This is a genomic window from Amycolatopsis sp. NPDC114504 (assembly GCF_055633595.1).
The window spans coordinates 827,941-851,742 of sequence record NZ_JBVKDU010000007.1 but is presented as its reverse complement, the minus strand read 5'-3'; the positions used below and the strand labels follow the sequence as shown (position 1 = coordinate 851,742).

Annotated in this window: 23 protein-coding genes and 1 tRNA gene; 9 read left to right on the top strand and 15 right to left on the bottom strand. The window is 70.4% G+C overall.

Going from position 1 to position 23,802, the window contains the following annotated elements; all coding sequences use genetic code 11:
* The first annotated feature begins 66 nt into the window (after window positions 1–66).
* Genes ACZ7PG_RS50475 through ACZ7PG_RS50460 form a run of 4 tightly spaced genes read left to right on the top strand, consistent with a single transcriptional unit; the run spans window position 67 to window position 3,635 of the window.
* The gene (locus ACZ7PG_RS50475; RefSeq protein WP_155546125.1) at window positions 67–1,038 is read left to right on the top strand and encodes a branched-chain amino acid ABC transporter permease; all 972 of its coding nucleotides are present in this window, start codon (window positions 67–69) and stop codon (window positions 1,036–1,038) included.
* Complete coding sequence (locus ACZ7PG_RS50470; RefSeq protein WP_470246374.1) at window positions 1,035–2,162, top strand: branched-chain amino acid ABC transporter permease; 1,128 nt, start codon at window positions 1,035–1,037, stop codon at window positions 2,160–2,162. The genes ACZ7PG_RS50475 and ACZ7PG_RS50470 overlap by 4 nt, the downstream gene beginning before the upstream one ends.
* Window positions 2,159–2,932, top strand: coding sequence for an ABC transporter ATP-binding protein (locus ACZ7PG_RS50465; RefSeq protein ID WP_470246373.1), 774 nt, complete (start codon window positions 2,159–2,161; stop codon window positions 2,930–2,932). The genes ACZ7PG_RS50470 and ACZ7PG_RS50465 overlap by 4 nt, the downstream gene beginning before the upstream one ends.
* A complete protein-coding gene (locus ACZ7PG_RS50460) occupies window positions 2,922–3,635 on the top strand; it encodes an ABC transporter ATP-binding protein (RefSeq protein ID WP_470246372.1) in 714 nt (237 codons plus the stop codon). The genes ACZ7PG_RS50465 and ACZ7PG_RS50460 overlap by 11 nt, the downstream gene beginning before the upstream one ends.
* A gap of 45 nt (window positions 3,636–3,680) precedes the next feature.
* Here ACZ7PG_RS50460 and ACZ7PG_RS50455 read toward each other — a convergent pair whose 3' ends face one another.
* Both ACZ7PG_RS50455 and ACZ7PG_RS50450 read right to left on the bottom strand, forming a co-directional pair.
* On the bottom strand, window positions 3,681–4,205 hold the full coding sequence (locus ACZ7PG_RS50455; protein WP_470246371.1) for a DUF4352 domain-containing protein: 525 nt from the start codon (window positions 4,203–4,205) through the stop codon (window positions 3,681–3,683).
* A 33-nt stretch (window positions 4,206–4,238) separates the two neighbouring features.
* A complete protein-coding gene (locus ACZ7PG_RS50450; RefSeq protein ID WP_155546120.1) occupies window positions 4,239–4,853 on the bottom strand; it encodes an ANTAR domain-containing response regulator in 615 nt (204 codons plus the stop codon).
* A 173-nt stretch (window positions 4,854–5,026) separates the two neighbouring features.
* On the opposite strand from ACZ7PG_RS50450, the gene ACZ7PG_RS50445 reads away from it, so the two are divergent.
* Window positions 5,027–5,100, top strand: a tRNA-Leu gene (locus ACZ7PG_RS50445).
* A gap of 144 nt (window positions 5,101–5,244) precedes the next feature.
* On the opposite strand, the gene ACZ7PG_RS50440 is transcribed toward ACZ7PG_RS50445, so the two are convergent.
* The 3 genes from ACZ7PG_RS50440 to ACZ7PG_RS50430 all read right to left on the bottom strand — a co-directional run bounded on the left by ACZ7PG_RS50440 (window position 5,245) and on the right by ACZ7PG_RS50430 (window position 8,033).
* Window positions 5,245–5,640: a DUF6069 family protein gene (locus tag ACZ7PG_RS50440; RefSeq protein ID WP_470246370.1), complete on the bottom strand. Its 396-nt coding sequence runs from the start codon at window positions 5,638–5,640 to the stop codon at window positions 5,245–5,247.
* A 501-nt stretch (window positions 5,641–6,141) separates the two neighbouring features.
* Complete coding sequence (locus ACZ7PG_RS50435; protein ID WP_470246369.1) at window positions 6,142–6,807, bottom strand: TetR/AcrR family transcriptional regulator; 666 nt, start codon at window positions 6,805–6,807, stop codon at window positions 6,142–6,144.
* On the bottom strand, window positions 6,804–8,033 hold the full coding sequence (locus ACZ7PG_RS50430) for a cytochrome P450 (RefSeq protein WP_470246368.1): 1,230 nt from the start codon (window positions 8,031–8,033) through the stop codon (window positions 6,804–6,806). Before ACZ7PG_RS50430 ends, ACZ7PG_RS50435 begins: the two co-directional genes overlap by 4 nt.
* A gap of 193 nt (window positions 8,034–8,226) precedes the next feature.
* Here ACZ7PG_RS50430 and ACZ7PG_RS50425 point away from each other — a divergent pair, with 193 nt between their 5' ends.
* From ACZ7PG_RS50425 to ACZ7PG_RS50415, 3 genes are all read left to right on the top strand, one after another.
* Window positions 8,227–8,616 (top strand): hypothetical protein, encoded by a 390-nt coding sequence (locus ACZ7PG_RS50425; RefSeq protein ID WP_470246367.1) that lies wholly within the window; start codon window positions 8,227–8,229, stop codon window positions 8,614–8,616.
* Window positions 8,617–8,684: 68 nt separating this feature from the next.
* Window positions 8,685–8,996, top strand: a complete 312-nt coding sequence (locus ACZ7PG_RS50420; RefSeq protein ID WP_470246366.1) for a PadR family transcriptional regulator — start codon at window positions 8,685–8,687, stop codon at window positions 8,994–8,996.
* A complete protein-coding gene (locus ACZ7PG_RS50415) occupies window positions 8,993–9,931 on the top strand; it encodes an HD domain-containing protein (protein ID WP_470246365.1) in 939 nt (312 codons plus the stop codon). Before ACZ7PG_RS50420 ends, ACZ7PG_RS50415 begins: the two co-directional genes overlap by 4 nt.
* Here ACZ7PG_RS50415 and ACZ7PG_RS50410 read toward each other — a convergent pair whose 3' ends face one another.
* The 9 genes from ACZ7PG_RS50410 to ACZ7PG_RS50370 all read right to left on the bottom strand — a co-directional run bounded on the left by ACZ7PG_RS50410 (window position 9,932) and on the right by ACZ7PG_RS50370 (window position 18,838).
* Entirely contained in the window at window positions 9,932–10,879 is a 948-nt protein-coding gene (locus tag ACZ7PG_RS50410; protein WP_470246364.1) for a PDR/VanB family oxidoreductase, read from the bottom strand.
* On the bottom strand, window positions 10,876–11,904 hold the full coding sequence (locus ACZ7PG_RS50405) for a phosphotriesterase family protein (RefSeq protein WP_470246363.1): 1,029 nt from the start codon (window positions 11,902–11,904) through the stop codon (window positions 10,876–10,878). The genes ACZ7PG_RS50410 and ACZ7PG_RS50405 overlap by 4 nt, the downstream gene beginning before the upstream one ends.
* Window positions 11,901–12,689, bottom strand: a complete 789-nt coding sequence (locus ACZ7PG_RS50400; RefSeq protein WP_470246362.1) for an HpcH/HpaI aldolase family protein — start codon at window positions 12,687–12,689, stop codon at window positions 11,901–11,903. Before ACZ7PG_RS50400 ends, ACZ7PG_RS50405 begins: the two co-directional genes overlap by 4 nt.
* Window positions 12,686–13,789: an amidohydrolase family protein gene (locus ACZ7PG_RS50395; protein ID WP_470246361.1), complete on the bottom strand. Its 1,104-nt coding sequence runs from the start codon at window positions 13,787–13,789 to the stop codon at window positions 12,686–12,688. Before ACZ7PG_RS50395 ends, ACZ7PG_RS50400 begins: the two co-directional genes overlap by 4 nt.
* Window positions 13,786–14,283 (bottom strand): Rieske (2Fe-2S) protein, encoded by a 498-nt coding sequence (locus ACZ7PG_RS50390; protein WP_470246360.1) that lies wholly within the window; start codon window positions 14,281–14,283, stop codon window positions 13,786–13,788. Before ACZ7PG_RS50390 ends, ACZ7PG_RS50395 begins: the two co-directional genes overlap by 4 nt.
* Window positions 14,280–15,497, bottom strand: a complete 1,218-nt coding sequence (locus ACZ7PG_RS50385) for an alpha-hydroxy acid oxidase (protein WP_470246359.1) — start codon at window positions 15,495–15,497, stop codon at window positions 14,280–14,282. Before ACZ7PG_RS50385 ends, ACZ7PG_RS50390 begins: the two co-directional genes overlap by 4 nt.
* Window positions 15,494–16,651: an amidohydrolase family protein gene (locus ACZ7PG_RS50380; RefSeq protein ID WP_470246358.1), complete on the bottom strand. Its 1,158-nt coding sequence runs from the start codon at window positions 16,649–16,651 to the stop codon at window positions 15,494–15,496. The genes ACZ7PG_RS50385 and ACZ7PG_RS50380 overlap by 4 nt, the downstream gene beginning before the upstream one ends.
* Window positions 16,652–16,667: 16 nt before the next feature.
* Entirely contained in the window at window positions 16,668–17,984 is a 1,317-nt protein-coding gene (locus ACZ7PG_RS50375; protein ID WP_470246357.1) for an MFS transporter, read from the bottom strand.
* 140 nt (window positions 17,985–18,124) lie between these two features.
* The gene (locus ACZ7PG_RS50370) at window positions 18,125–18,838 is read right to left on the bottom strand and encodes a GntR family transcriptional regulator (protein WP_470246356.1); all 714 of its coding nucleotides are present in this window, start codon (window positions 18,836–18,838) and stop codon (window positions 18,125–18,127) included.
* A gap of 160 nt (window positions 18,839–18,998) precedes the next feature.
* On the opposite strand from ACZ7PG_RS50370, the gene ACZ7PG_RS50365 reads away from it, so the two are divergent.
* A complete protein-coding gene (locus tag ACZ7PG_RS50365) occupies window positions 18,999–20,033 on the top strand; it encodes a helix-turn-helix domain-containing protein (protein ID WP_470246355.1) in 1,035 nt (344 codons plus the stop codon).
* Here ACZ7PG_RS50365 and ACZ7PG_RS50360 read toward each other — a convergent pair.
* Entirely contained in the window at window positions 20,020–23,721 is a 3,702-nt protein-coding gene (locus tag ACZ7PG_RS50360) for a S8 family serine peptidase (protein ID WP_470246354.1), read from the bottom strand. The genes ACZ7PG_RS50365 and ACZ7PG_RS50360 overlap by 14 nt on opposite strands.
* Window positions 23,722–23,802: the final 81 nt, after the last annotated feature.

The following is a 23,802-nucleotide window of genomic DNA, read 5'->3' as shown; positions in this document are numbered from 1 at the left end:
CACAGCACCCCCGCTCCCCGCCAATGTGGCGACCATCCTCGCCCCGTCAGGTAAGGCAACTACGTCATGTTCCAAGATCTGCAGAGCCAGTTTCTGGGCAGCACCATCGGCGGCCTGGTAGCCGGCTCCATCTACGCCCTCATCGCCCTCGGCTACACGATGGTCTACGGCGTGCTGAGGCTCATCAACTTCGCGCACTCCGAAATCTTCATGATCGGGACGATGACGTCCCTGTTCATCCTCATCGCCATCGCCGGCGGCACCGCCCCGATCACCGTGGGCGTGTTCGGGATGATCGGCATCCTCCTGCTGATCGCGGTGGCCTCCGCGATCACGTCCGGCGGCTCGGCCATCGTGCTGGAGCAGCTGGCCTACCGGCCGCTGCGCAAGAAGGGCGCCACCCGGCTCGCCGCCCTGATCTCCGCGATCGGCGCCTCGCTGTTCCTGCAGGAGCTGTTCGGCCTCGCGATCATCCCGGCGCTGTCGGACAAGGCGGGCAAGGTCCAGCAGAACGCGCCCCGGTTCGTGCCGCACGACGAGCTGTTCCGCATCGGCAACGGCGTCGTGCGCACCGACCACGTCTTCGTCATCATCGCCGCCGTGGTCGTGATGGTCGTGCTCGACCAGCTGGTCAGCCGCACGCGCATCGGCCGCGGCATCCGGGCGACCGCCCAGGACCCCGAAGCCGCCGTGCTCATGGGCGTCAGCATCGACCGCATCGTCCGGATCACGTTCCTGCTCGGCGGGGCGATGGCCGGTGTCGCCGCGGCGCTCTACGTCATGGAGTACGAGAACACCGACTACCGGGTGGGCTTCCTGCTCGGGATCAAGGCGTTCACCGCCGCCGTCCTCGGCGGCATCGGCAACCTGCGCGGCGCCCTCCTCGGCGGCATCGTGCTGGGCCTGGTCGAGAACTGGAGCTCCATCTTCCTCGGCTCCGAGTGGAAGGACGTCACCGCGTTCGTGGTTCTCGTCCTCGTGCTCATGCTCCGGCCCACCGGCATCCTCGGTGAATCCCTGCAGCGAGCACGCGCATGAAAGGCGACGGAGTGGCTGACAACAAAGAAACCCCGGCGCGCAAGGGTTTCCATCCCGTCGACGGGATGCGTGACTGGTGGGCCGACGCGCCCGTGTGGCAGCGCTACGGCGTGTACCTGGCCCTGATCGTCCTGGTCCTGATCCTGCCCGCGCCGTGGATCGGCTCGTTCATGTCGCCGTACTCGGACTGGACGACCGTCCTGATCTTCCCGGTCGGCACGTACATCCTGCTCGCCGTCGGCCTCAACATCGTGGTCGGCCACGCGGGCATGCTCGACCTCGGGTACGTGGCGTTCTTCGCGATCGGCGCCTACACCTGGGCGTCGATCGGCACGACCTACGGCTGGTCGTTCTGGCCGACGGTGCTGATCGGCATCTTCCTGGCCTCGGTGTCGGGCGTCATCCTCGGCGCACCGACACTCCGGCTACGCGGCGACTACCTGGCCATCGTCACACTGGGCTTCGGTGAGATCGTCCGGATCACGGCGAACAACACCGACGGCATCGGCGGCGCGCGCGGCATCACGAACGTCCCGCACCCCGAGCCGCTGTTCGGCATGGAGTTCTTCCTCGACCCCGCGCCGTACTACTACCTGATGGTGTTCGCGATCGCGCTCGTCATCGTCTTCTCGGTGCGGCTCACCAAGAGCCGGGTCGGGCGGGCGTGGGCGGCGATCCGCGAGGACGAGGACGCGGCCGAGCTGATGGGCGTGCCGACGTTCAAGTTCAAGCTCCTCGCCTTCGCCATCGGCGCCATGATCGGCGGGTTCGCCGGCACGATCTACGCGAGCAAGGCCGTGTTCATCGAGCCGAACAACTTCCCGTTCATCCTGTCCGCGACCATCCTGGCCGCGGTCGTGCTGGGCGGGTCCGGCAACCTCCCGGGCGTCATCCTCGGCGCGTTCGTGATCGCGTGGCTGCCGGAGCGCTTCCGCCAGTTCAACGACTACCGCGTCCTCATCTTCGGTGCCGTGCTGGTGCTGATGATGGCGCTGCGGCCGGAAGGCCTGCTGCCGTCGCGGCAGCGCAAGGCCGAACTACGGGAAGGAACCGGCGGCATGGGCGCCATGGGCGCGGAAGTGGCCGGCCCCGACTCCGAGGCTTCGGCGGAGGTGACGAAGTGAGCGCGCTGCTCGAATTCGACAACGTGACGATGCGCTTCGGCGGCGTCACGGCGTTGCGCGAGGTCAACCTCACGATCAACGAGGGCGAGATCTTCGCCCTGATCGGGCCGAACGGCGCGGGCAAGACCACGGTGTTCAACGTGGTCACCGGCGTCTACCAGCCGACCGAGGGCGAAGTCCGCTTCGACGGCGACCGCATCGACGGCATGAAGCGGTTCAAGGTCACCAAGCGCGGCATCGCCCGGACGTTCCAGAACATCCGGCTGTTCCACAACATGTCGGCGCTGGAGAACGTCATGGTGGGCGTCGACGCGCACCACAAGACGGGCGCGATCGGCGCGACGCTCGGCCTGCCGTGGCACCGCAAGGAAGAGAAGCAGGGCCGTGAACGGGCCCGGGAGCTGCTCGACTTCGTCGGCATCGGCCGGGTCGAGCACAACGTCGCGAAGAACCTCTCCTACGGCGACCAGCGCCGGCTGGAGATCGCGCGAGCCCTCGCCACGGACCCGAAGCTGCTCCTGCTCGACGAACCTGCGGCGGGCATGAACCCGGCGGAGAAGAACTCGCTGCAGGCGCTGATCCGCAAGATCCGGGACGACGGCCGCACCGTGCTGCTGATCGAGCACGACATGGGCCTGGTCATGCACATCAGCGACCGGCTGGCGGTGCTCGACTTCGGCCAGAAGATCGCAGAAGGGCTGCCGCACGAGGTGCAGAACAACCAGAAGGTGATCGAGGCGTATCTGGGGGTGTCCGAAGATGCTTCTTGAGGTCGAGGACATCAACGTCCACTACGGCAAGATCGCGGCCCTGAAGGGCATGAGCATCCAGGTCGGCGAGGGTGAGATCGTCTCCCTCATCGGGGCCAACGGCGCCGGCAAGACCACGACGCTCAAGACGATCTCCGGGCTGCGACCGCTCACCAGCGGCCGGATCCTGTTCAACGGCCAGGACATCTCGAAGACCCCGGGGCACAAGCGCGTGCTGCTCGGGATCGGCCAGTCGCCGGAAGGCCGGGGCGTGTTCCCCGGCATGACGGTGCAGGAGAACCTCCTGATGGGTGCCTACACCCGCAAGGACGACCTCCAGGCCGACCTCGACGAGGTCTTCGAGCTGTTCCCGCGGCTCGCGGAGCGGAAGAACCAGTTCGGCGGCACCATGTCCGGCGGCGAGCAGCAGATGATCGCCATCGGCCGGGCGCTGATGACGAAGCCGAAGGTGCTGCTGCTCGACGAGCCGTCGATGGGCCTGGCGCCGATGCTGATCGCGCAGATCTTCGACATCATCCGCGAGATCAACAAGCGCGGGACGACGGTGCTGCTGGTGGAGCAGAATGCCCAGCAGGCGCTGAAGCTGTCGGACCGGGCGTACGTGCTCGAAACGGGCCGCGTGGTGCAGAGCGCGCCCGGGGCCGAGCTGCTGAACGACCCGAAGGTGCGGGCCGCCTACCTCGGTGGCGACCTCGGCGTCTGAGTGTTTCTTCGTGAGGGGCCCGGCATTCGTGCCGGGCCCCTTTTTTCACAGCTTGATGTCGGTGCCGTTGACGTTCTTCATGTCGGTGATGGTGGGGCCGCCGAACGCCCTGAGCGCGACCGGTTTCCGGTCCTTGGGGAGGTCCCAGTAGAGGTCGAACTCGACGCGCACGCTGTGCCCGAGGTCGAACTGGGCGGGCTGGCGCTTGATCAGCATGGCCTGCTCGTCCGGCGGGTGCGTGGCGCCCTGGTCGTCGACGAGCAGCTGCCGTTTCGGGTCGAACAGGACGCTCGAGGTCCCGGTGTTGGTCACGACGAGCCGCAACCGGACGTACTGGCCCTTGGGGAGCATTTCGGCGTGGCTGCCGGTGATACTGGGCAGGCCGGCGGCCAGGCCGATCAGGGTGAACTCGGTGTCGCCGTTCTTCGCGGGCGGCACCTTGAGGGCGGTCTCGTCGGGCCGGACCGGCCGCGGCGGCAGCTCGTAGGTGGTCGTCGGCGCGGGCGTGCTGGGGGCCGCTTCGCACCCTGTCAGCAGCAGAAGGGCGACGACGGCCGGCAGCAGTTTCACGCTCGTGATTCTGCCCGCCGGCCGCCGGTCCGGCTAGGTTCCGATGCTTTCGACGACGGCCTCGGCGACGGCCTTCATGGTGGTCCGGCGGTCCATGGCGGTGCGCTGGATCCAGCGGAAGGCGTCGGGTTCGGTGAGGCCCTGGCGGCTCATGAGCAGGCCCTTGGCGCGGTCGATGACCTTCCGCGTCTCGAGCCGGTCGGTGAGCCCGGCGACCTCGGCCTCGAGGGCCTGCAGCTCGGAGAACCGGCTGACGGCGAGCTCGATGGCGGGCACGAGGTCCCGCTTGGCGAAGGGCTTGACGAGGTAGGCCATGGTGCCGGCGTCCCGCGCCCGTTCGACGAGATCACGCTGGCTGAAGGCGGTGAGGATGACGACGGGCGCGATCCGGTCACCGGTGATCTTGGCCGCGGCCTCGATCCCGTCCAGCTTGGGCATCTTGACGTCGAGGATCACGAGGTCGGGCTTGAGATCGGTGGCGAGGGAGATGGCCTGCTCCCCATCCCCGGCCTCCCCGACGACCTCATAGCCCTCTTCACGCAACATTTCGACGAGGTCCAGCCGGATGAGCGCCTCGTCTTCGGCGACAAGTACCCGACGCTGCGGCACGGTGGCGGCACCGTTGGCCTCGGTAGCCTGATCGGTCACCGGGGTCCTCCTGAAGACTCGGCGGGACGGTGGTTTCGCGGCTTCCCGCGAACCTGAAGCCTACCGGGAACGATCCAGAAGAAGAGATGGCGTTCACCACGTAGTGGCGGGCGCGACACTCTCCGCCCCGGTAGCTCGCCGGACTCGGTGATCCCGTAGGGTTGCAGCGTCGCGCCCCCGTAGCCCAACTGGCAGAGGCAACGGATTCAAAACCCGTCCAGTGTGAGTTCGAATCTCACCGGGGGCACTCCTTTTCGCAGGTCAGCGGCTCGCTGGCACAATTCTGCACCGTCTCGGCTGGGTCGAGCGGTTTCCCGACCCAGCCGATGCCGCCGGTGGCACTCTGTCGCTCTATATCCACAGTGGACTACGTGGCCAGCTCTTTTCCGGATCAGGCCGACAGACGACGAGCCACGGCCGGGATCACGATCGCCGCTGCGGCCAGGTGCGCCACCATCAGCAGCACCTTCGTAGCCGCCGAGGCGTCCGCGAGCACGTCCGGGACCAGCGACAACGCCGTGAGCGTGACCGTTACGCGAATGAACGCCACTCGGGGGTGACGCACCCAGCGGGCCAGTGCCAGGGCGAGCACCAGGCCGAGAGCGGAGAACAATGCGGTCAGCACGGCGAACCCGGAGGCGGGGATCACCGCGCCGGCGACTTCGGCGTCGAGACCCGCGATGTGTGCGGCCGCGGCGATGGCCGACGTGGCGACAGTGGCTCCGGCGACAACCATCAGACCGGTGGTGACCAGGGACTTCACGGGAGCGGTGGTGGTGACGGACAACGGGACCTCCAGGGCAGGCGACCGGCTCGGTAGCCGGTCTCTCACCCTGACTACGAACCGGGAAGACGCCATCCGACATCGCCTGCGAAAAATGTTGGGAAGTTTCCGCCGTCGGCGCGGGGACCCCGACACCTTCCGTCGAGGCGTGAGTTCCCCGGACCCGGCCCGGCTCGAACGGGTAGATGCGCCTTGGCGGCTAGTCCGGTCATGCCGAAGGGTTGATGGATGAGCGGAGGCTCCGGATAACAGCACCCGGACCACGGCGCTGCTTCGAGCCCGGCTGGGTTTGGCGTTGGAGGCGGTGACCGAAGAGTGGCACTGGCACCAAGGCCGGCGGAGCGCGCCGCTGAGGTTCTGGTTGCACTTTCACCGCATGCCCGCTCTGGGGCATCAGAAATTGCTGCCGTCTGGAGGGGTGCAACCGCGCCACGCTGGTCGAGCACGAAGTTCCCGGCGATACGTCCACGTCGAGGTGTTCGGCCCCGATCTGTGGGCCACCGGCTAGCGGGCGTCGGAGCGAGTCCTCTGTGACGTGGTCAGCAGGGCCGTGATCCCGTCGACCAGGATGTCGCCCGTCTCGGCCCAGCCGGGGATTCCCGAGCGGTCCCCCGCCTCGGCCAGCTCGGCTTCCCGCTCGGCGCAGGTGTGGACGATCGCGTGCCGGGCCATCGTCGAGCGAGTCAGGATCGCGGGGTCGGCGGGATCGCCGGCGTGGGCGGCCACCGCCAGCAGGGCCCGGTGCATCACCGGTGTCGACGTCGTCACCGACAACGCCCGCGCGCGCAGGACCGGGTCGCTGACGACGTGTGCGGCGAAACGGGCGTAGTAACTGGGGACGCCGAGCTCCGCTAGGTGCAGGGTCGTGGGCAGCACGAGTGCGGCCACGTGGTCGCGCAGCCGCGTCGACCCCGTCGCCGCGTCCACCATCGTGGCCCGGATGCGGTCCATCGCCTCGCCGTGCTCGCGCAGCACGGCGAGGATCACCTCCTCCATCGTGCCGACGTGGTAAGCGACCGCGGAGTTGTTGGCCTGCCCCGCTTCCTGGGCGAGCCGGCGGCTCGACACCTGGGCGACGCCGTCCTCGGCGATCAGCCGCTCCGCCGTCGCCAGCAGGCGGGCCCGGGTGGCCGCCGACCGCCCGCCGCCCTGCGGCCGCGGCGCCGTCACCACCGCACCAGGACCCGGTCGATCCCGCCGACGATCAGCCCTTGGCGGGCACGCAGGTCCGCGGCGTCCCCGACGAGCTCCAGGGTGGGCAGGCGGCGCAGCAGCACTTCGAGCACGGTCTGCAGCTCCACGCGCGCGAGCTGCTGGCCGACGCACGAATGCGGGCCGACGCCGAAAGCCAGGTGCGCGTTAGGCCGGCGGGCGAGGTCCATGTCGTCCGCACCCTCGAACGCGGCGGTGTCGCGGTTGCCCGACGCCATGCTGCACACGACGGTCGTGCCGCGCGGCAGGGTGGTGCCCCCGACCACGGTCTCTTCCGAGACGTAGCGCGGCATCCCGAACCCGGGGTTGGCGTCGAACCGCAGCGCTTCCTCGACGGCGGAAGGCACCAGCGACGGGTCGGCCAGCAGCCGCTCCCAGCGGTGCTCGCGGTCCGCCAGCAGCATCGCGACCATTTTGCCGATCATGTTGGCGGTCGTCTCGTGGCCGGCGATGAGAAGGCCCTGCCCGGTCATGACCAGCTCGGTCGCGCTCATGTCGGCGGCGAGGTCGCTCAGCAGGTCGTCACCGGGCGCGGACCGCTTGGCGGCGACCAAATCCGTCATGTACTGGTAGAACTCGCGGCCCGACCGGTCGATCTCGTCCTGGGTGAACCGGGTCAGGTTGAGCATCGTGTCCGACCAGTGCGCGAACCGGCCCCGGTCGTCGCGGGGCACTCCAAGTAGGTCGCAGATCACGAACACCGGCAGCGGAAATCCCAGCGTGGGGCCGATGTCGGCGGGTGCGCCGGCCTCGACCAGGTCCGTGACCAGCTGCTCGGCCAGCTCGGCCATGCCCGGGCGCAACGCCTGCACCCGCTTGACGGTGAACGCCTTCCCGACCAGCCGCCGCCAGCGCCGGTGCCCGGGACCACCGAGCATCGACGCCTCCGGCTCGTCCGCGTCCGCCTCGCCGCCGGCCGCCGACGAGGGACGGCTGAACACCCCGCCGTCGTCGCTGTCGGAGACCCGGGACGCGTCGGCGGCATCGAGCTGACGGGTGAACCGCGGATCGGACAGCATCTCCCGGACGTCGTCGTAGCGGGTCAGCAGCAAGGCCTCGTCGCCGCTGGCCAGCTCGATGCGCGCCACCGGGCACCGCGCACGCAGCCGCTCCCACTCCGGCGGCGGCTCCAGCGCGCTGGGGTTGGGGAACGGGTAGGGCGGCAGTGCTCCGTCGACGGGCATGTCGGCAGCCTAGGTAAGACGCTTGCCTTAATCAAGACACCTGTCTTAATCTCGACCGGTTGGAGGCTCGCCGGGGACATCGACATCGCCGGCGCGCGGGCCACCGCCGAGTGGGTCAACGGGCAGACTTGGTCCATCGACGGCGGCGGCAGCCTGCACGACTGACCCGCGAAACGGACAAGGACCATCCACTGTGGACTACCGGAAACTGTTCGCCGAGATCCACCGGCGCCCGCAGCTCTACGGGCTGGACGGCAGCTACCGCGACTACTGCACGTTCCTCCTCGGCGTCGACGCGGGCAACGACGGGCAGCTGCTCACCGGCTTCACCGAATCACTCGTGCCGCGGGTCGGTACCGGCACCAACCTGACCTGGACGTCTCTCGTGCTGTACCTGGCCTTTCCCGGTCGCACCGCGGGCTGGCACGACGAAGCCGCGGGCGAGGGACGGCAGCGCTCGGTCGACTTGCTCTTCGTCCTGCTCGACGAGTTCCTCGAGCGGCGGGCCGCGACAGGCGGAACCGCGGCGATCTTCGACGAGTACCTGACGTGGCTCAAGGCGCGGCCGTGGTACCGCTCCTGAGCGGTTTCCCTCGTTCGGCCGCTGTTCCAGCAGGTCACCGGCTATGTAGAGTACGACATATGGTGAGGATGACGCTTCAGACGCAGCTCGTCCTGCGGGCGCTGCTCGAGAATCCTCAGCAGGAGCGCTACGGCCTCGAACTCTGCGAACTCCTCGGACTCGCGTCCGGGACGATCTATCCCATCCTGGCGCGGCTGGAGCACGTCGGCTGGGTCGAAAGCACCTGGGAAGACCCCGCGCTGCACGAACCGTCCGGACGGCCTCGCCGTCGGCTCTACCGGCTCACCACCAGTGGCACGGCCCAGGCGGGCCACGCGTTGGCGCGGACGAAGAACCGGCTGGTGTGGGGCAAGCCGATCCTGGGAGGGCAGTCGTCATGACGGAGGACAAGCTCGCCCCGGTACTCGCCGCGGCGGTGGACTGGGACGAGGACGACGTCCGGCGCGTCGTGCGCGCCTACCGGGCCGCCGAGTGCCTGCACCGCGGGCAGCTGCGGCGCAGCGGTGATCCCTACATCCACCACCCGATCGAGGTCGCCACGATCGTCGCGCGCCAGGGTGCCCGGCCGGACACCGTCTGCGCGGCGCTGCTGCACGACGTCGTCGAGGACACCTCTTACACGGCCGAGCAGCTGCAAGCGGACTTCGGACGCCGCATCGCCGCGCGCGTGACCGCTCTGGCCGAGCTCGCCGCCGCCGATCTCGCCGGCGCGGATCGTGACGTCCTGCTCCTCAAGCTCGCCGACCGGCTGCACAACATGCGCACGATCCGGTTCGTGGCCCCGGACGCGCAACGGACCAAGTCCGACGAGACCCTCCGGACCCTCGTCCCGCTGGCGAACCGTCTCGGCATGCCGGATCTCGGCGCCGAGCTCTCCGATCTGGCCTCGCAGGTCCTGCGTGGCGGCCAAAGCGCACTCGGGCCGGCGTTGCTCCAGACGACAGCCGTCCTGCTGCCGCGCACGGTCCGCACGCGGTGGCTGGCCGAGTGGACCGCCGAACTCGCCACCCTGCCGACGAAACGGTCCAGGATGCGGTTCGTGGCCGGGCTGGTGATCGGCATGCCCCGGTTCGCCTCGGTGCTCCGCTCCTCGTCCGGCACCCGCCGCCGCACCGCGACCGTCGGGAAACTGATGATTTCGGCGACGCTGGGCGGGACCTGGGCGTCGGTCGCCATCAGCCCCACGATGGCCTGGATCTTCCTCGCGGCGATCCTCGGCTGTCTCGCCCTGGCCACCGCCGTACTCTTCGCCACCAGCGACAAACCCGCACAGCGGCTGCGGGAACTCATCGAAAGCTGGCGGAACTCCGGCTGATCAGAGGTCGAGGACGAGGCGAGCCGACCGGGACCGGGAACAGCACGGCATCATGACCTCACCGGATGCCCGCTCCTGCGCGCTGAGGTAGGAATCGCGGTGGTCCGGCTCGCCCTCGAGGACGAACGTCTCGCAGGTGCCGCACGTGCCTTCGCGGCACGACGTCGGAAGGTCGACCCCCGCCGCCTCGATCGCCTCGGCCAGGGTCTGGTCGGCGCCGACGGTCAGCGTGATGCCCGACGCGTCCAGCTCGACCTCGAACGCCGCGTTCACGCCGTCGAGCGCGCCTTCCTTCGGGCGGAAGCGTTCGACGTGCAGCGCGCCCGCCGGCCAGGACGCGCACCGCTCCTCGACCGCGTCGAGGAGCACCCCGGGTCCGCAGCAGTAAACCGCCGTGCCGGGGCCCGGGGTGCCCAGGATCGTGGCGAGCTCGAGGAGTCCGTGCGTGTCCTGCGGCCAGGGGGTGACCTTGTCGCCGTAGCGCGCCAGCTCGGCGCGGAACGCCATGGACGACGTCCGGCGCCCGCCGTAGAACAGCCGCCACGGCCGGTCCGCGGCCTCACACGCGGCGATCATCGGCAGGATCGGCGTGATCCCGATCCCGCCCGCGACGAACAGGTACTCGGCCGCCTCGGCCAGGGCGAAGTTGTTGCGGGGCCCGCGACACGTCACCTGATCGCCGACGGCGAGGGTCTCGTGGACGTACGACGACCCGCCGCGGCTTTCGGGCTCGCGCAGGACACCGACCCGCCAGTGCGACAGGTCGGCCGGGTCGCCGCAGAGCGAGTACTGCCGCTCCAGACCGGGTGCGAGGACGAGGTCGACGTGCGCGCCCGGTTCCCACGCGGGCATCTTCTCGCCCGCCGCGGGTTCCAGGCGCAGCGAGACGATCCCGTCCGCCTCGGCCTCGATCGCGGCGACGACCGCGGTCACGTCCGGTTCCGTCACGAGATCCCCGCTTTCGCCGCCACGGCCTTCGTCGCCTCGGCGTCCCCGGTGAGCACCTGGACCGGGTTGACGACCATGATCTGCGTGATCTGGTCCTCGGTGACCCCGCGCTCGCGCAGCGCCGGCAGCACGTAGTCGGAGATGCGGTGGTGGTGCCAGTTCGGCGTGTGCTTCGCGCGCCACGACGGCGGCGTGTTGATGGAGAAGAACCCGGCGTCGTGGGAGATCGTGATCCGGTCCGCGTAGCCCTGCGCGATCAGCTTCGCCAGGGTGTCGACGCGGGACTCGTCGTCGAGCACGAACTCCATGCCGAAGCGGTCCATGCCGATGAAGGAGCCGTTGTCCATCAGCTCCTTGAGGTAGTCGAGGTCGGTGGAGTCGCCGCTGTGGCCGATGACGGTGCGTTCGAGGTCGACGCCGTTGGCCTTGAACCACTTCTGCTGGTCGCGGCCGTTCGCGAAGTGGACGTTGGTGTGGGTCGAGATCGGCACGCCGGTCTCGGCCTGGGCGCGGGCGGCGGCACGGTAGACGCGGTCGAGGTCGGGGGTGATGCCGTGCTCGTCGGTGACGATCTTGATGATGCCGGCCTTGACGCCGTCCGTGCGCGGGATGCCCTTCGTGAGGTCGTCGAGGAACAGCGTCTCCAGCACGTCGGGGCCGCCGAGCGTCCGGCCGACGAGGCCGTCCGGGCCGTGCGTGTGGAAGTAGGTCGGCAGGTCCTTGGCCGTGTAGTAGCCGGTGGCGACGACGATGTTGAGCGGCACGTCCTCGGCGAGCCGTTGCACGGTCGGGACGTCGCGGCCGAGGCCGAGCACGGTGAGGTCGACGAACGTGTCGATGCCCTTGTCCTCGTGCAGCGAGGTCAGGCTTTTGCGCGCATGCTCGAAGATCGCGGCTTCGTCGTACTCGGGGTGCACGATGTTCCGCTCGAGTTCGGGGTTGCGGGCCATGATGTGCTCGTGCATCAGCGCGGTGCCGATCTTCGAGCTGTCGATCGGGCCACGCAGGGTGTTGACGGTGCTCATTTCGCTCCTTGGTTCGTGAGTGCGGCACGGCGGACGCGGGCGGCGACGAGGCCCGCCTTGAGGAAGGCCGCGTCCGAGCCCGCGGTGACCATCCGGAAGCCCCGGCCGGCCTCGGTGACCGGGTCGCCGGTGATGCCGGCCGCGATCCCCGCGGTCGCGCACGCTCGGCAGATCTCCGCGACGGCGGCGCGGTGCCGTTCTTCTTCCGGCCCGGTCACGGGGTCCAGGCCGAGGCTGACCGCGAGGTCGCCCGGCCCGACGTACACCCCGTGCACCCCGGGCACCGCGGTGATTTCCTTCGCCCGCGCGACGCCTTCCGCGGTTTCGATCATCACCAGGCACAGCACCTGGCCGTTGACCGTCGCCGGGTCGGAGCCGAGGCCGAAGGCCGACCGGGTCGGCCCCCAGCTGCGCCCGCCGAGCGGCGGGTAGTGCGTGGCCGCAGCGGCGCGGGCGGCCTCCTCGGCGGACTCGACGTTGGGCACGATGACGCCCTCGGCGCCGGCGTCGAGGGCCCGGCCGATGAGCACCGGGTCGTTGGCCGCGACCCGGACCAGCGCGGTGGTGCCCGTGCGGGCCGTGGCCCGCAGCATCTCCACCGGGCTGGCCAAGCCGCCGACGCTGTGCTGCTGGTCGAGGTAGAGGTAGTCGAACCCGGCCAGGGCGAAGGTCTCCGCGACGTGCGGATCGCCGGTGTGGCAGGCCAGGCCGACGGCCCTCCCGCCGGACTCCAGAAGCGCCCGGAGCCGGTTCGGGTGGGTCCCGGTGACGGCGGCGTAGCTCATCCGAGCGCCTTGTCGAGCCGGTACCAGTGACGCGCGGACTCGTGCATCACCTTGGGGCGCATGGACTCCGGCATGACGTCGAGGACGGCGGCCAGGTCGTCGGTGTGCAGGTGCGGGTAGTCGGTGGCGAAGAGCAGGATGTCTTCGGACCCGAGCCACTCGATGATCCGACGCGCGTGCGGCGCCGGGCCGAGGTCGGCCGGGGCGATCGAGAACCGGAAGTGGTCGCGGATGATGTCGGTCGGCAGGCGGTCGACCCAGGGGATCTCGCGGCGCAGGCCCTTCCACTTCTTGTTGATGCTCCAGCTCCACGTGGGCACCCACGCGAACCCGCTTTCCAGCATGGTCACGCGCATGCCGGGAAACTTCTGGAAGATCCCCTCGTAGATCAGGCTCGTCATCTGCGCGCCGTAGACCTGGATCTCCGCCGCGTACTCCTCGGCGTACCAGGAGGCGTAGCCGGTGGGCGACGGCGCGTCCTCCGACGTGCCGCCCCAGCTCAGGCCCATCACCAGGTCGTGGCGGGTCATGGCTTCGTAGATCGGCCAGAAAACCCGTTGCCCGTACAGCCTTTCCGACCGGACGGGCATGGTGACCTGCACGATCCGCGGGTGCGAGCCGACGCGCTCGATCTCGGCGGCGGCCGCGGCGGGGTCGCGCGCCGGGATCACCATCGAGCCGACGAGCCGCGGGTCGCGGTCGAGCCATTCGGCGATCAGCCAGTCGTTCACGGCCCGCGCGAGGGCGGGCGCCCAGTCCGGGTGGCGCAGGGAATCGACGCCGTACGCGGTGTTCACGATCGCCGCGTCCGTCCGCCACGGGTCGAGCACGTGCCGTTGCAGATCCTCCACTTGGGACGCCGGTGGGCGGCCCTCGGGCCGCCACTCGTCGCGTGCCGTCGTGGGCGCGTTCGGCGGGTACGCCAGCGCCTGGCCGTTCGGGCCCTTCCAGCCGCGCTCCCGCGCGCCCTGCACCCACACCGGGTCCGTGTAGGGGAACAGCGCTTCGAGCGACGGCGGGGTGGCGTGGACGTCGCAGTCGACGACGGGTCCGGTCCACAGTGTGTCCCTTGTGGACTTCTGGAGCAGCGGGGCGCTCATGACGTTCCTCCTCGGGCCGGCCGCAGGGACAGCACCACGTAGTCGGACTCGACCGTCACGTCGACGGTCTCGGCGGTGTAAGGACCGGGAATGCGGCCCAGCTCGCCGGATTCGAGCGCGGCCTTCACCTCGTCGGCGCCTTCGAGCGCGACGGCGAACGGCCGGGCCCGCAGCCGCGGGTTCCAGTAGGACTGGCCGGTTTCGACGTCGAACTCCCAGTTGTGGTACGGGCACGTGACGAACGTCTGTCCGGTGTCGAGGCTGACGTCGCCCGGTACCGGCGAGTCGATCTGGTTGACGACGCCGCCTTCGCAGAGCGGCGCGCCGAGGTGCGGGCAGCGGTTGAGCATCGCGTAGAACTGGCCGCCGATGTTGAACACGCCGATCTCGCGGCCATTCGCCTCGACGATCCGGCGCTGTCCCGGCGGGATCTCGTCGACGCGCCCGACCACGAAACGGGTCGTGCGGGCCGGGCGGGTGGGTGAGGTCGTCACCGTGCCTCCTTCGTTCGCGGGCCGGGGACGGTGGCGGCGTCCAGCCAGGTCGGGTCCAGGTCGGTGACGGCGCGGCAGCCCATCAGCCGCATCGTGCGGACCATCTCGGCGCGCAGGATCTCCAGCACCCGCTCGACGCCCGCGGTGCCCGCCGCCGCCAGTCCCCACGCGGGGAGCCGGCCGACCAGCACCGCGCGGGCGCCGAGGGAGAGCGCTTTCAGGACGTCGCTGCCGCGGCGGATCCCGCTGTCGCACAGCACCTCCGCGCGGTCGCCGACGGCGTCGGCGATCCGCGGCAGTGCGGTGAGCGTGGCCGGTGAGCCGTCGAGCTGGCGGCCGCCGTGGTTGGACACGATCACCGCGTCGGCCCCGGCGTCGACCGCGCGCACCGCGTCCTCGGGGGTGATGATCCCCTTGACCACCAGCGGCCCGTGCCAGTGCGCGCGCAGCCAGTCGAGGTCGGTCCACGTCGGCGAGTGGGAGCCCGCGCCGCCCTTGGTCATCTCGGTGAGCACCATCGGCTTGCCGTCGACGGTGACCTCGGCCGTGTTCGGGATCTCGAACGGCAGCCCGTCGAGCAGGTACCGGGTCAGCCAGGCCGGCTTCGGCAGCAGCTGGGGCGCGAGCTTCACGGCGTTGCGGGCGTTGACCCGCATCGAGTAGCTGAAACCGTTCTTGTAGTCCCGGGGCCGGAATCCCGACACGGCCGTGTCCACAGTGGCCACCAGTGCCGAGTACCCCGCCGCCCGCGCGCGCCCCACCAGGTTCTCCATGGTGGCCTGCGAGGAGAAGCGGTAGAGCTGGAACCACTGCGGGCCCTCGACCTCGGCGATCTCTTCCAGGGTGTACCCGGCGGCCGACGACGCGACGTGGATCGTGCCCGCGCGGGCGGCGCCGGTCGCGAGGCCGAGGTCGCCGTCCGGGTGCACCAGGCGCATCCCGCCGCACGGGGCGGTGAGCACCGGCAGGTCGATCGGCGAGCCGAGCACCTTCGTCGACAGGTCCGGCTCGTCGACCCAGGTGGCCATCCGGGGCGCGAACGCGACGTCCTGGAACGCCTGCGCGTTGCGCCGCAACGTCACTTCGCCTTCGGAACCGCCGTCGACGTACTCCCGGATGCCGCGGGGCAATGCCCGCGCCGCGGCGCGCTGGGCGTCCGCGGCGTCGAGCAGCCGGGCCGCGCGCTTGCGGCGGGCGTTCTCCACGACGGTCATGCGCCGGCCGCCGGGATGCCGTGTCCGGTGCGCAGCGGGATCTTGTACAGCGCGCTCGCGTTCGCGCCGAGGATCCGGCGGCGCCGCTCCAGCGGGAACGACTGCGGCACCGACTCGTAAGGCGAGTCGAAGTCCCAGTGCGGGTAGTCGGAGGAGAACATCAGCCGGTCCGCGAACCCGGTCTCCTCGAACATCTCGTACACCGCCGGTGTCCACTTCGGATCTTCCGGCTCTTCGATCGGCTGGGTCGAGAACCAGAAGTGCTCACGCAGGTAGTCCGACGGCTTGCGCGTCAGGTGCGGCAGCTCGTCGCGCAGCTTCCCGTACGTCGCGTCGAGCCGCCACGCGTAGGGTGCGGCCCAGTCCCAGCCCAGCTCCAGCAGCGCGATCTTGAGCTTCGGAAAGCGCTCGAAGACACCCTCGAAGACCAGGCTGGACACCATCGAGATCGGCAGCACCGCGAACGCCGCGTGCATCTCGGCGTAGAAGTTCTGCCGCCCGGCGCCGGTCGGCTGGCGGCCCATGCCCGGCACGTGGAAGGCCAGCGGGATGTCGTAGTGCTCGCAGGCCTCGAAGATCGGCCAGTACCGCTGCTTGCCCAGCGGGTCCTGCCCGGCCGGGGACATCAGCACCTGGACGTAGGAGTCGCCGTTCGGCCCCTCCTTGCAGCGCACGATCTCGTCCGCGGCGCCCGCCAGGTCGCGGGGCAGCGTGATGCTGGCCTTGAACCGGTCGTCGGCGCCCGCCCAGGTGTGCGCCAGGGCGTCGTTGTAGGCGCGGTAGATCGCGAACGCGCACTCGTAGGGCATGTTCGCGCCGCCGTGGGTGATGATGTAGGTCTGCGGGCAGGTCAGCACCACCGCGGACATGTCGAACTTGTCCACCACCTGCTCGACCGCCAGGTGCGGGTCGACGCCGACGCGGCCCTGCTCGTCGACCGCGTCCAGCCGGTGGGTGAACTCCCGCTGGGACGGCGCGATCCCGCCGCCGAAGCTGCCGAGCCCGTAGCGGGCGATGTAGTCCTTCCACCGCCGCGGCAGGTGCTCGGCGACCTGCGGATCGGTCGGGAGCGGCATCGGGTGGAAGTCGGTGTCGATGATGCCGAGCTTCTCCCCGGCCGGGGTCCCGGCCGGACGCTCGTCGATGAGGGTCATGGTCTTTCCTCCGGGGTTACAGCGCGATCTTGCTGGTCTCGCGGGCGAAGAACACCGCGATCACCGTGAGCAGGCAGGTCGCGCCCATGAACAGGGAGATGCCGGCGGTGCTGCCGCCCGAGCCCGCGAGCAGCGACGCGCAGATCAGCGGGGTGAAGCCGCCGCCGATGGTGCCGGCGATCTGGTAGCCGAGCGACGCGCCGGTGTAGCGCTGGGTCGTCGGGAACAGCTCGCCCAGCCACGCGCCGAGCGGGCTGTAGACGATGGCGTGGGTGAACGCGGCGAGCGAGATGCCCAGGTACATCTCCCCCACGCCGCCGCCGGCCATGAGCGCGAACATCACCGGGATGCTGAGCGCCTGCAGCACCGCCCCGACGCCGACGACGACGCGGCGGCCCCAGAGGTCGGACAGGTAGGCGAAGACCGGCTGGAAGACCAGGCCGATGGCGGCGGAGACGAGCACCGCGTTGAGGATGTCCGCGCGGGGGAAGCCCGCGGTGATGCCGTAGCTGACGATCCACGTGCCGTACACCGCGCTGGCCGCGAACGCGCCGAGCACCAGGAACACCGACAGCAGCAGGTTCTTGGGGCGCCGCAGCACCTCTACGATCGGCAGCTTCGCGGGTTCCGCGCGCTGCGCCTTCTCGCGGGCTTCCTTGAAGATCGGGCTTTCCTCGACGCCGAGCCGGATCCACAGGCCGATCACGACCAGCACCGCCGAGATGAGGAACGGGATGCGCCAGCCCCAGGACAGGAAGGCGTCGCCGGTCAGCGCGGACGTCAGCGCGAAGACGCCGTTGGCGAGCAGGATTCCGCCGTACAGCCCCATTTGCGCGACCGAGCTGGACAGCCCGCGGCGCTTCGGCGCGTGCTCCATGGACATGAGCACGGCGCCGCCCCACTCACCGCCCGCGGAGACGCCCTGGATCAGGCGCATCACGACGAGCAGGATCGGCGCGGCGATGCCGATGGTGGCGAAGGTGGGCAGGAGGCCCACGACGACCGTCGACAGTCCCATGAGGAGGATCGACAGCACGAGCATGCCCTTGCGCCCGACGCGATCGCCGAAGTGGCCCCAGATGACGCCGCCCACCGGCCGGGCGATGAAGCCCGCGGCGAGGGTGGCGAAGGCGGCGAGCGTGCCGGCCGTGGCGCTGGCGCCGGGGAAGAACAGCTTGTTGAACACCGCGGCCGAGGCGATGCCGAAGAGGTAGAAGTCGTACCACTCGATGACGGACCCGATGAAGCTCGACACGAGCACCCGGTTCCGCATCCGCCGGCTGGATCTCGGGGTGACGCCGGCGCCGCGAGCGGCAGTCTGTGAGTCGGTCACCGTTGACCTCCGTGGTGGGGAGCAGGAGCAGGTGCCTGCAAAACGTATATTCTCTGAGCCAAGAATATACGTTTTGTGCCGACAGTTGTCCATAGCGGATCTCGACGAGAGGTTTGCGCAGGTAGCGGCGGGAAACGAGGTCAGCCGGCGAGCCGGCCCGGGCCCCCGTGATCGCGTGGTGTGCCGGGCTCGCTCCAGAAGTCGAGCGAGTCGAGCCACTTCATGAGCAGGTCGCCCGTGCCCGTGAAGTGGTCCTTGGCCAGCGTGCGCGCCCGGTCGACGTCGCCGGCCGCGATGGCGTCGATCAGCGGGGTGTGCTGGGTGCGGTTGACGTCGGACCAGCCCGGCACGACGTGGAAGTTCTCCGGGAACTGCAAGGGGACGAGCCTGCTCGCCGCCTCGGCGAACCACTCCAGCTTGGGCGCGTCGGCGATCACCGAGACGTAGTGGTGCAGCTTCGCGTTCAGCGAGGTGGCCAGGTGGCCGTCGGACGGGTCCGCGGTGCGGATCCGGTCGTCGAGCCGGCGCAGCTCGTCGACGTCGCGGGACGTCGCCCGCGTGGCGGCCCGCGCAGCGAGCTCGCCCTCGGCCGTGCCCCACATCAGGTAGGTGTCCTCGACGTCCTTGCGCCGCACGGCCGACACCCGGAAGCCGCGGTTCGGCTCGTGCGTCACCCAGCCGTCCTGGCTCAGCAGCAACAGGGCTTCACGGACGGGCGTCACGCTGACTCCGAGCAGCTCCGCCAGCTGACCCAGCCGCAACGGCTCGCCCGGCTGCACGGTCCGCGCCATGATCTGGTCACGGATCGCGCTCGCGACGTTGCCGCGCAGCTGCTCCTTCCCCGTCCGGCCCACGCACCGATCGTACCGGGCCACCCGATGACCGTCAGCCGAGGTGCGGCGACGCTCCGCAGCCGAACCGACCCGTTCACTGGTCTGCACCACGCGTTGTACCTTGTCCACAAGCCGTCAGCGCCGATGGAAACCCTTTGGCCGTGCGTGGCTAGGAGGCACTGTGCTGGAAGCGCTGGGCATGACTCCCGACGAAGAACGGGTCTACCGCGTGCTCGTCGGCGGGTACCGGACCACTCCCGCCGAGCTCGCGGGCAAGGCCGGCGTGAGCCGCCGCGAGGTGGAGTCGATCCTGGAGGTCCTGCTGGCGAAGGGGCTCGTCAGCAAGGCGGGCGAGCACTACGTCTCCGCGCCGCCGGACGTCTCGCTCGGCCCGCTGCTGGTGCGGGGCCAGGAGCAACTGGAGGCCGCCCGGGCCGCGGTGACGCAGCTCGCCGAGGAGTACCGCGGGAGCGCGCGGCGGCGGGACTCCGCGCAGCTCGTCGAGGTCATCACCGGCGTGGACGCGATCCGGCGGCAGGCGCTCAGCATCCAGCGCGGCGCCCGCGAAGAGTCGCTCTGGTTCTGCCTGGAGGGCAACGTCGCGATGGCGGCGTCGGAGAACATCGAGGAAGCGCTGGCACTGGCCCGCGGCGTGAGCTACCGCGTGATCTACGAGACCGGCCTGCTCGAAGAGCCCGGCCGGATCGTCAACGTCCTGGAGGGGATCGAGGGCGGGGAGATCGCCCGCTCGATCTCGAAGCTGCCGGTGCGCCTGGCCATCTCCGACCGCCGGGTGGCGCTGTGCCCGCTGGTCAGCCACGACAGCACGGGCGAGCCCACCGCCGCGCTCGTCCGGGAAAGCAGCCTGCTGTCCGCGCTGGTCGCGTTGTTCGAGGTCTACTGGGAACGCGCGTCGCCGCTGCGGATCGGCGACACCGCGCCCACGAGCCACCTCGACCCCGACGAGCGACGGCTGCTGTCCCTGCTCATCGGCGGGGTCAGCGACAAGTCGATCGCGACGCAGCTCGACGTCAGCTACCGGACCGTCCAGCGGCGCCTGCAGGACCTGATGCGCCGGGTCAACGCCCACACGCGGATGCAGCTGGCCTGGCAGGCCAGCAAACTCGGCTGGCTGGACGAGCCGAGCCCCGGGCACCTCCTGCCGCGAACCGGCGGAAGGCACCCGGAGCCCGTGCACGACGCTATTTCGAGCTGAGCCCGTACGCCCGGAGCACCGTCTGGTCGACGGTGTCGCCCGCGTTGTCGGTGGCCTGCACCCGCAGCGCGACGTACTTGTTCGTGGCACCGAGCGACGGGTGGTCGATCGTGGCCTCGTAGGACTTCCCGGTGCGCTTGACGTCGACGGCGCGCCAGGTCCTGCCGTCGTCGTAGGACGCCCAGGCCTTCATCGACCGCACGTCCGGCGCGGCCATCCCGTCCTGGAACCGCGCGGTCAGGCCGATCCTGGCCTTGCGACCGGCCGGGAGGCGGTTGCCGGCGTCGGCGTCCACCGCGTAGTCCAGCTGCAGCAACGGAAGCAGCGCCGGCGACGCCGACCGGGCCGAGCGGAACGTCCACGACGTCTGCGTGCTGGTGCCGAACAGCCACTCCGGCGAGTCGCGCCGCACCGCCAGGTCGAGCCGGTAGGTCGCCGGGTCCGCCCCGGCGGGGAAGGTGCCCCACGCGTAGGGCTGTTCGGACACGAGCTTGCCGTCGCGGAACAGCTTCGCCGACGTCGTGGCCGGACCGGCCTGGTCGTCGCCTTCGTTGAACCCGTAGTGGCCGGCCTGGCTGTCGACGAACTCCGGGATCCGGATCCGGAGGTTGTCGCCCTCACGGGTCGAGTCCATGCCCGGCACGCCGCGCGGGATGGCGGGCCGGACGACCGGCGCGAACCAGTCCTCGGTGACGTTTTCCTTGCCCGTGTACGTGCGCGGTGCCGTGGTCATGCCGCCGTCGAGTGGCGACATCTCGTCCCAGATCAGGCCGTGCTTGACCCGGTGCTGCCACTGGATGTCCCCGGAGCTGACGTACTCCTCCCGGGTCGACGGCGTCGCCACGTACCGCTGGTACTCGTTGACGGCGAAGTCCTGCCACGGCTTCCAGGCGAACCGCTGTTCCTTGGCCTCACCGCCGCTGCCGGTCTGGCGGTAGTGGGTGGTGACGGTCGCGGTGTTCGCCGCGGTGACCTTGTGGACGATCTTCTCCGGGATCCGGTCGCGCTCGGTCTGCACCACGTCGTAGAGGTACGGGCTGACCGCGATCCCTTCCAGGCTCAGGAAAGCCGGGAAGCGCTTGATCTTGGCGAGGAGCGCCACGCCCTCGTCCCGGTCGAGCTGGACGGTCGGGATCGTCAGGAACGGCGCCGCGCTGACCGACGGCACCGAGGCGGTCCCCCAGCCGTCCGGCACGACGATGAAGACGATCGCCGCCCCGGCGTCCGCGGCGGCGCGGGAGACCTCGTCGCGGTTGTAGTCCGCCGGGTCCGGGTCGACGATGGCGGCCTTCCCGCGCACGTTCTTGAAGTCCGCCGGTTTGCCGTGCCCCGCGGAGACGGCCTGCAGCAGCCGCCAGCCGTCCAGCTTGGGCGAGCCGGCGAGGTAGCGGGTCGTGAGCGGGTCACGGCTGCCGAGGACGTTCGCCGTCAACGGCGGGGCGATCCTCGACCAGCGGGAGCCGAACTCGAAGGCGCCGGTCGTCACCTTCGGCGTCGGGGTGACCCGGAGTTCGCGGGTGTAGTCGAACTGCATGGCGTAGTTCGCGATCTTGCGCGGACCGAGCTCCCGGTAGGTGTAGTAGCTCCAGATCCCGGCCTGTTCCGACGGTTTCGGGGTCTCGATCTCCACCTTCACCGCCTTGCGGGCGTCCAGCACGACGGTCGTGTCGCCGGTGACCCGGATCTCCGGCTGGACGACCTGGTAGGCGGTCAGGCCGTCTTCGGTGCCGTTGACCTGCGCGGTCAGGTAGTACACGCCCGCGCCGACTTCGACCGTCAGGCCGGCGCCGGCCAGCCAGGTGTTCACGTCGAAGCGGTAGTCCTCGCCGTACATCAGCAGCCACGGCGCGACGGCCGGTTTGCCGTGCACGTCGAGAGCGGTGAAGGTGACCTTGTGCTTCGGCGCGGTCTTGTCCGCGCCGAGCGCGGTGTGCGCGACCACGCCCGCCGCGGTCGCGGTGAGCCGCCCGCTGTAGGTGCCCGCCGCCAGTTTCGCCGGGTCGCCGGTGATCGTGACGGTGGTCCGGCCGCCGGCCGGAACGTCCACAGTGGATTTGTCGATCCGGATCCCGTCGGCGGCGGGGACGCCGGCGAGGGACTTCGCGTCGAGGGCGAGCTTCAGCGAGACCGGCGTGGTGCCGATGTTGGTGTAGGTGACCTCTTGGGACACCGGCGCCTTGCCGTCCTCGACCGCGCCGAGGTCGACCGTGCCGGTGGCGAAGACCTGCTGCTTCACCGCGCGGGCCACGTCGACCCGGCCGCCGCCCTGCTCGAACACCGAGAGCCCGTTCGCCGTCAGGGAAGTGCTGGCCAGCGCGTCCTTGAGCCGGCTGCCCGGCCAGTCGGGGTGCTGCTGGGCGAGGATCGCCACCGCGCCGGCGACGTGCGGCGTCGCCATCGAGGTGCCGGACGCGGCGGTGTAGTGGTCGTCGACGACGTCGCCCATGGCGGTCCCCGCGGCGCGGGCGGCGACGATGCCGACGCCGGGCGCGGTGATGTCGGGCTTGACGGCGTTGTCGCCCAGGCGCGGGCCGCGGCTGGAGAACGACGCCAGGCTCTCGTCGCGGCCGACGGCGCCGACCGTCAGCGCGGCTTCGGCGGTGCCGGGCGAGCCGATGGTGTACGCGCCCTGTTCGCCGTCGTTGCCGCCGGCCACCACGAAGAGCGTGCCGGTCTGCTCGCTGAGCGCGTCGAGACCGAGGCTGAGCGCGTCGGTGCCGTCGGTCGGACCGCCGCCGAGGCTCATGTTGACCGCCTTGGCGCCGGAGTGCGCCGCCCACTCCATCCCGGCGAGGACCCAGGACTCGTAGCCGAAGCCGTCGTCGTCGAGCACCTTGCCGACGAGCAGTTTCGCGCCCGGCGCGGCGCCCTTGAGCCGCCCGCCCGACGCGGCGCCGGAGCCCGCGATCGTCGAGGCGACGTGCGTGCCGTGGCCGAAGTGGTCGGTGGTGTCGGGGCTGGTCGTGAAGTTGACCGCCTCCTGCACCCGACCGGCCAGGTCGGGGTGAGTGGGGTCGTAGCCGGTGTCGAGCACCGCGACCGTGGTGCCGGTGCCGTCGTAGCCCGCGGCCCACGCCTCGGGGGCGCCGATCTGCGGGACGCTCCGGTCGAGGGACGCGCGGACCTTGCGGTCCAGGGAGATCCGTTCGATCGCGGTGCCCGCGGACGAGGCCCAGAACGCGCCGGCGTTGGCCTTGCTGGCCCGCGCGGAACGGCCGTTGACGCTGGTCAGCGTCGCGCCGAGCTCGGCGGCCGCCGGGGCCGCCTCGGCGGTGCGGAGGTCCGCGCCCTTGCGGTAGGTGAGGATCAGCGGGAGCGTCTTCGACTGCTCGTCGGCGTAGCCCTCGGCGATCAGTTCGGTGACGTCGAAGAGGTTCCGGTCGACCTGCTTCGAGCCCAGCCGCGGGGCGACGTCCTCGGGGAAGACGCTGAGGTGGCCGTCGACCTCCTGCTGGTGGAAGCGGATCTTCTCCCGGCCCGGCGCGGGCTGGACGGTGGCCGCCTGCTTGCCGCCGGGCTGCCGTTCGACCTGGACGACGTCACCGGTGAGCAGGGTGACCGAATGCCGTTCGACGCCCGCGGGAGACGAGGCCGCTTGCGGGCCGGGGGTCGCGTTCGCGACGCCGGCGGTGCCCGCGGCCAGGGTGCCGGCGCAGGCCAGGACCAGAACACGTGATCTCCAGTGCATCGCACCAGGCTCGCGCCGGCACCGTCGTTCGTCACTAGGGCGGCGGCGTCCGAATCACGACACGTCGCATCTTCGTCAGCC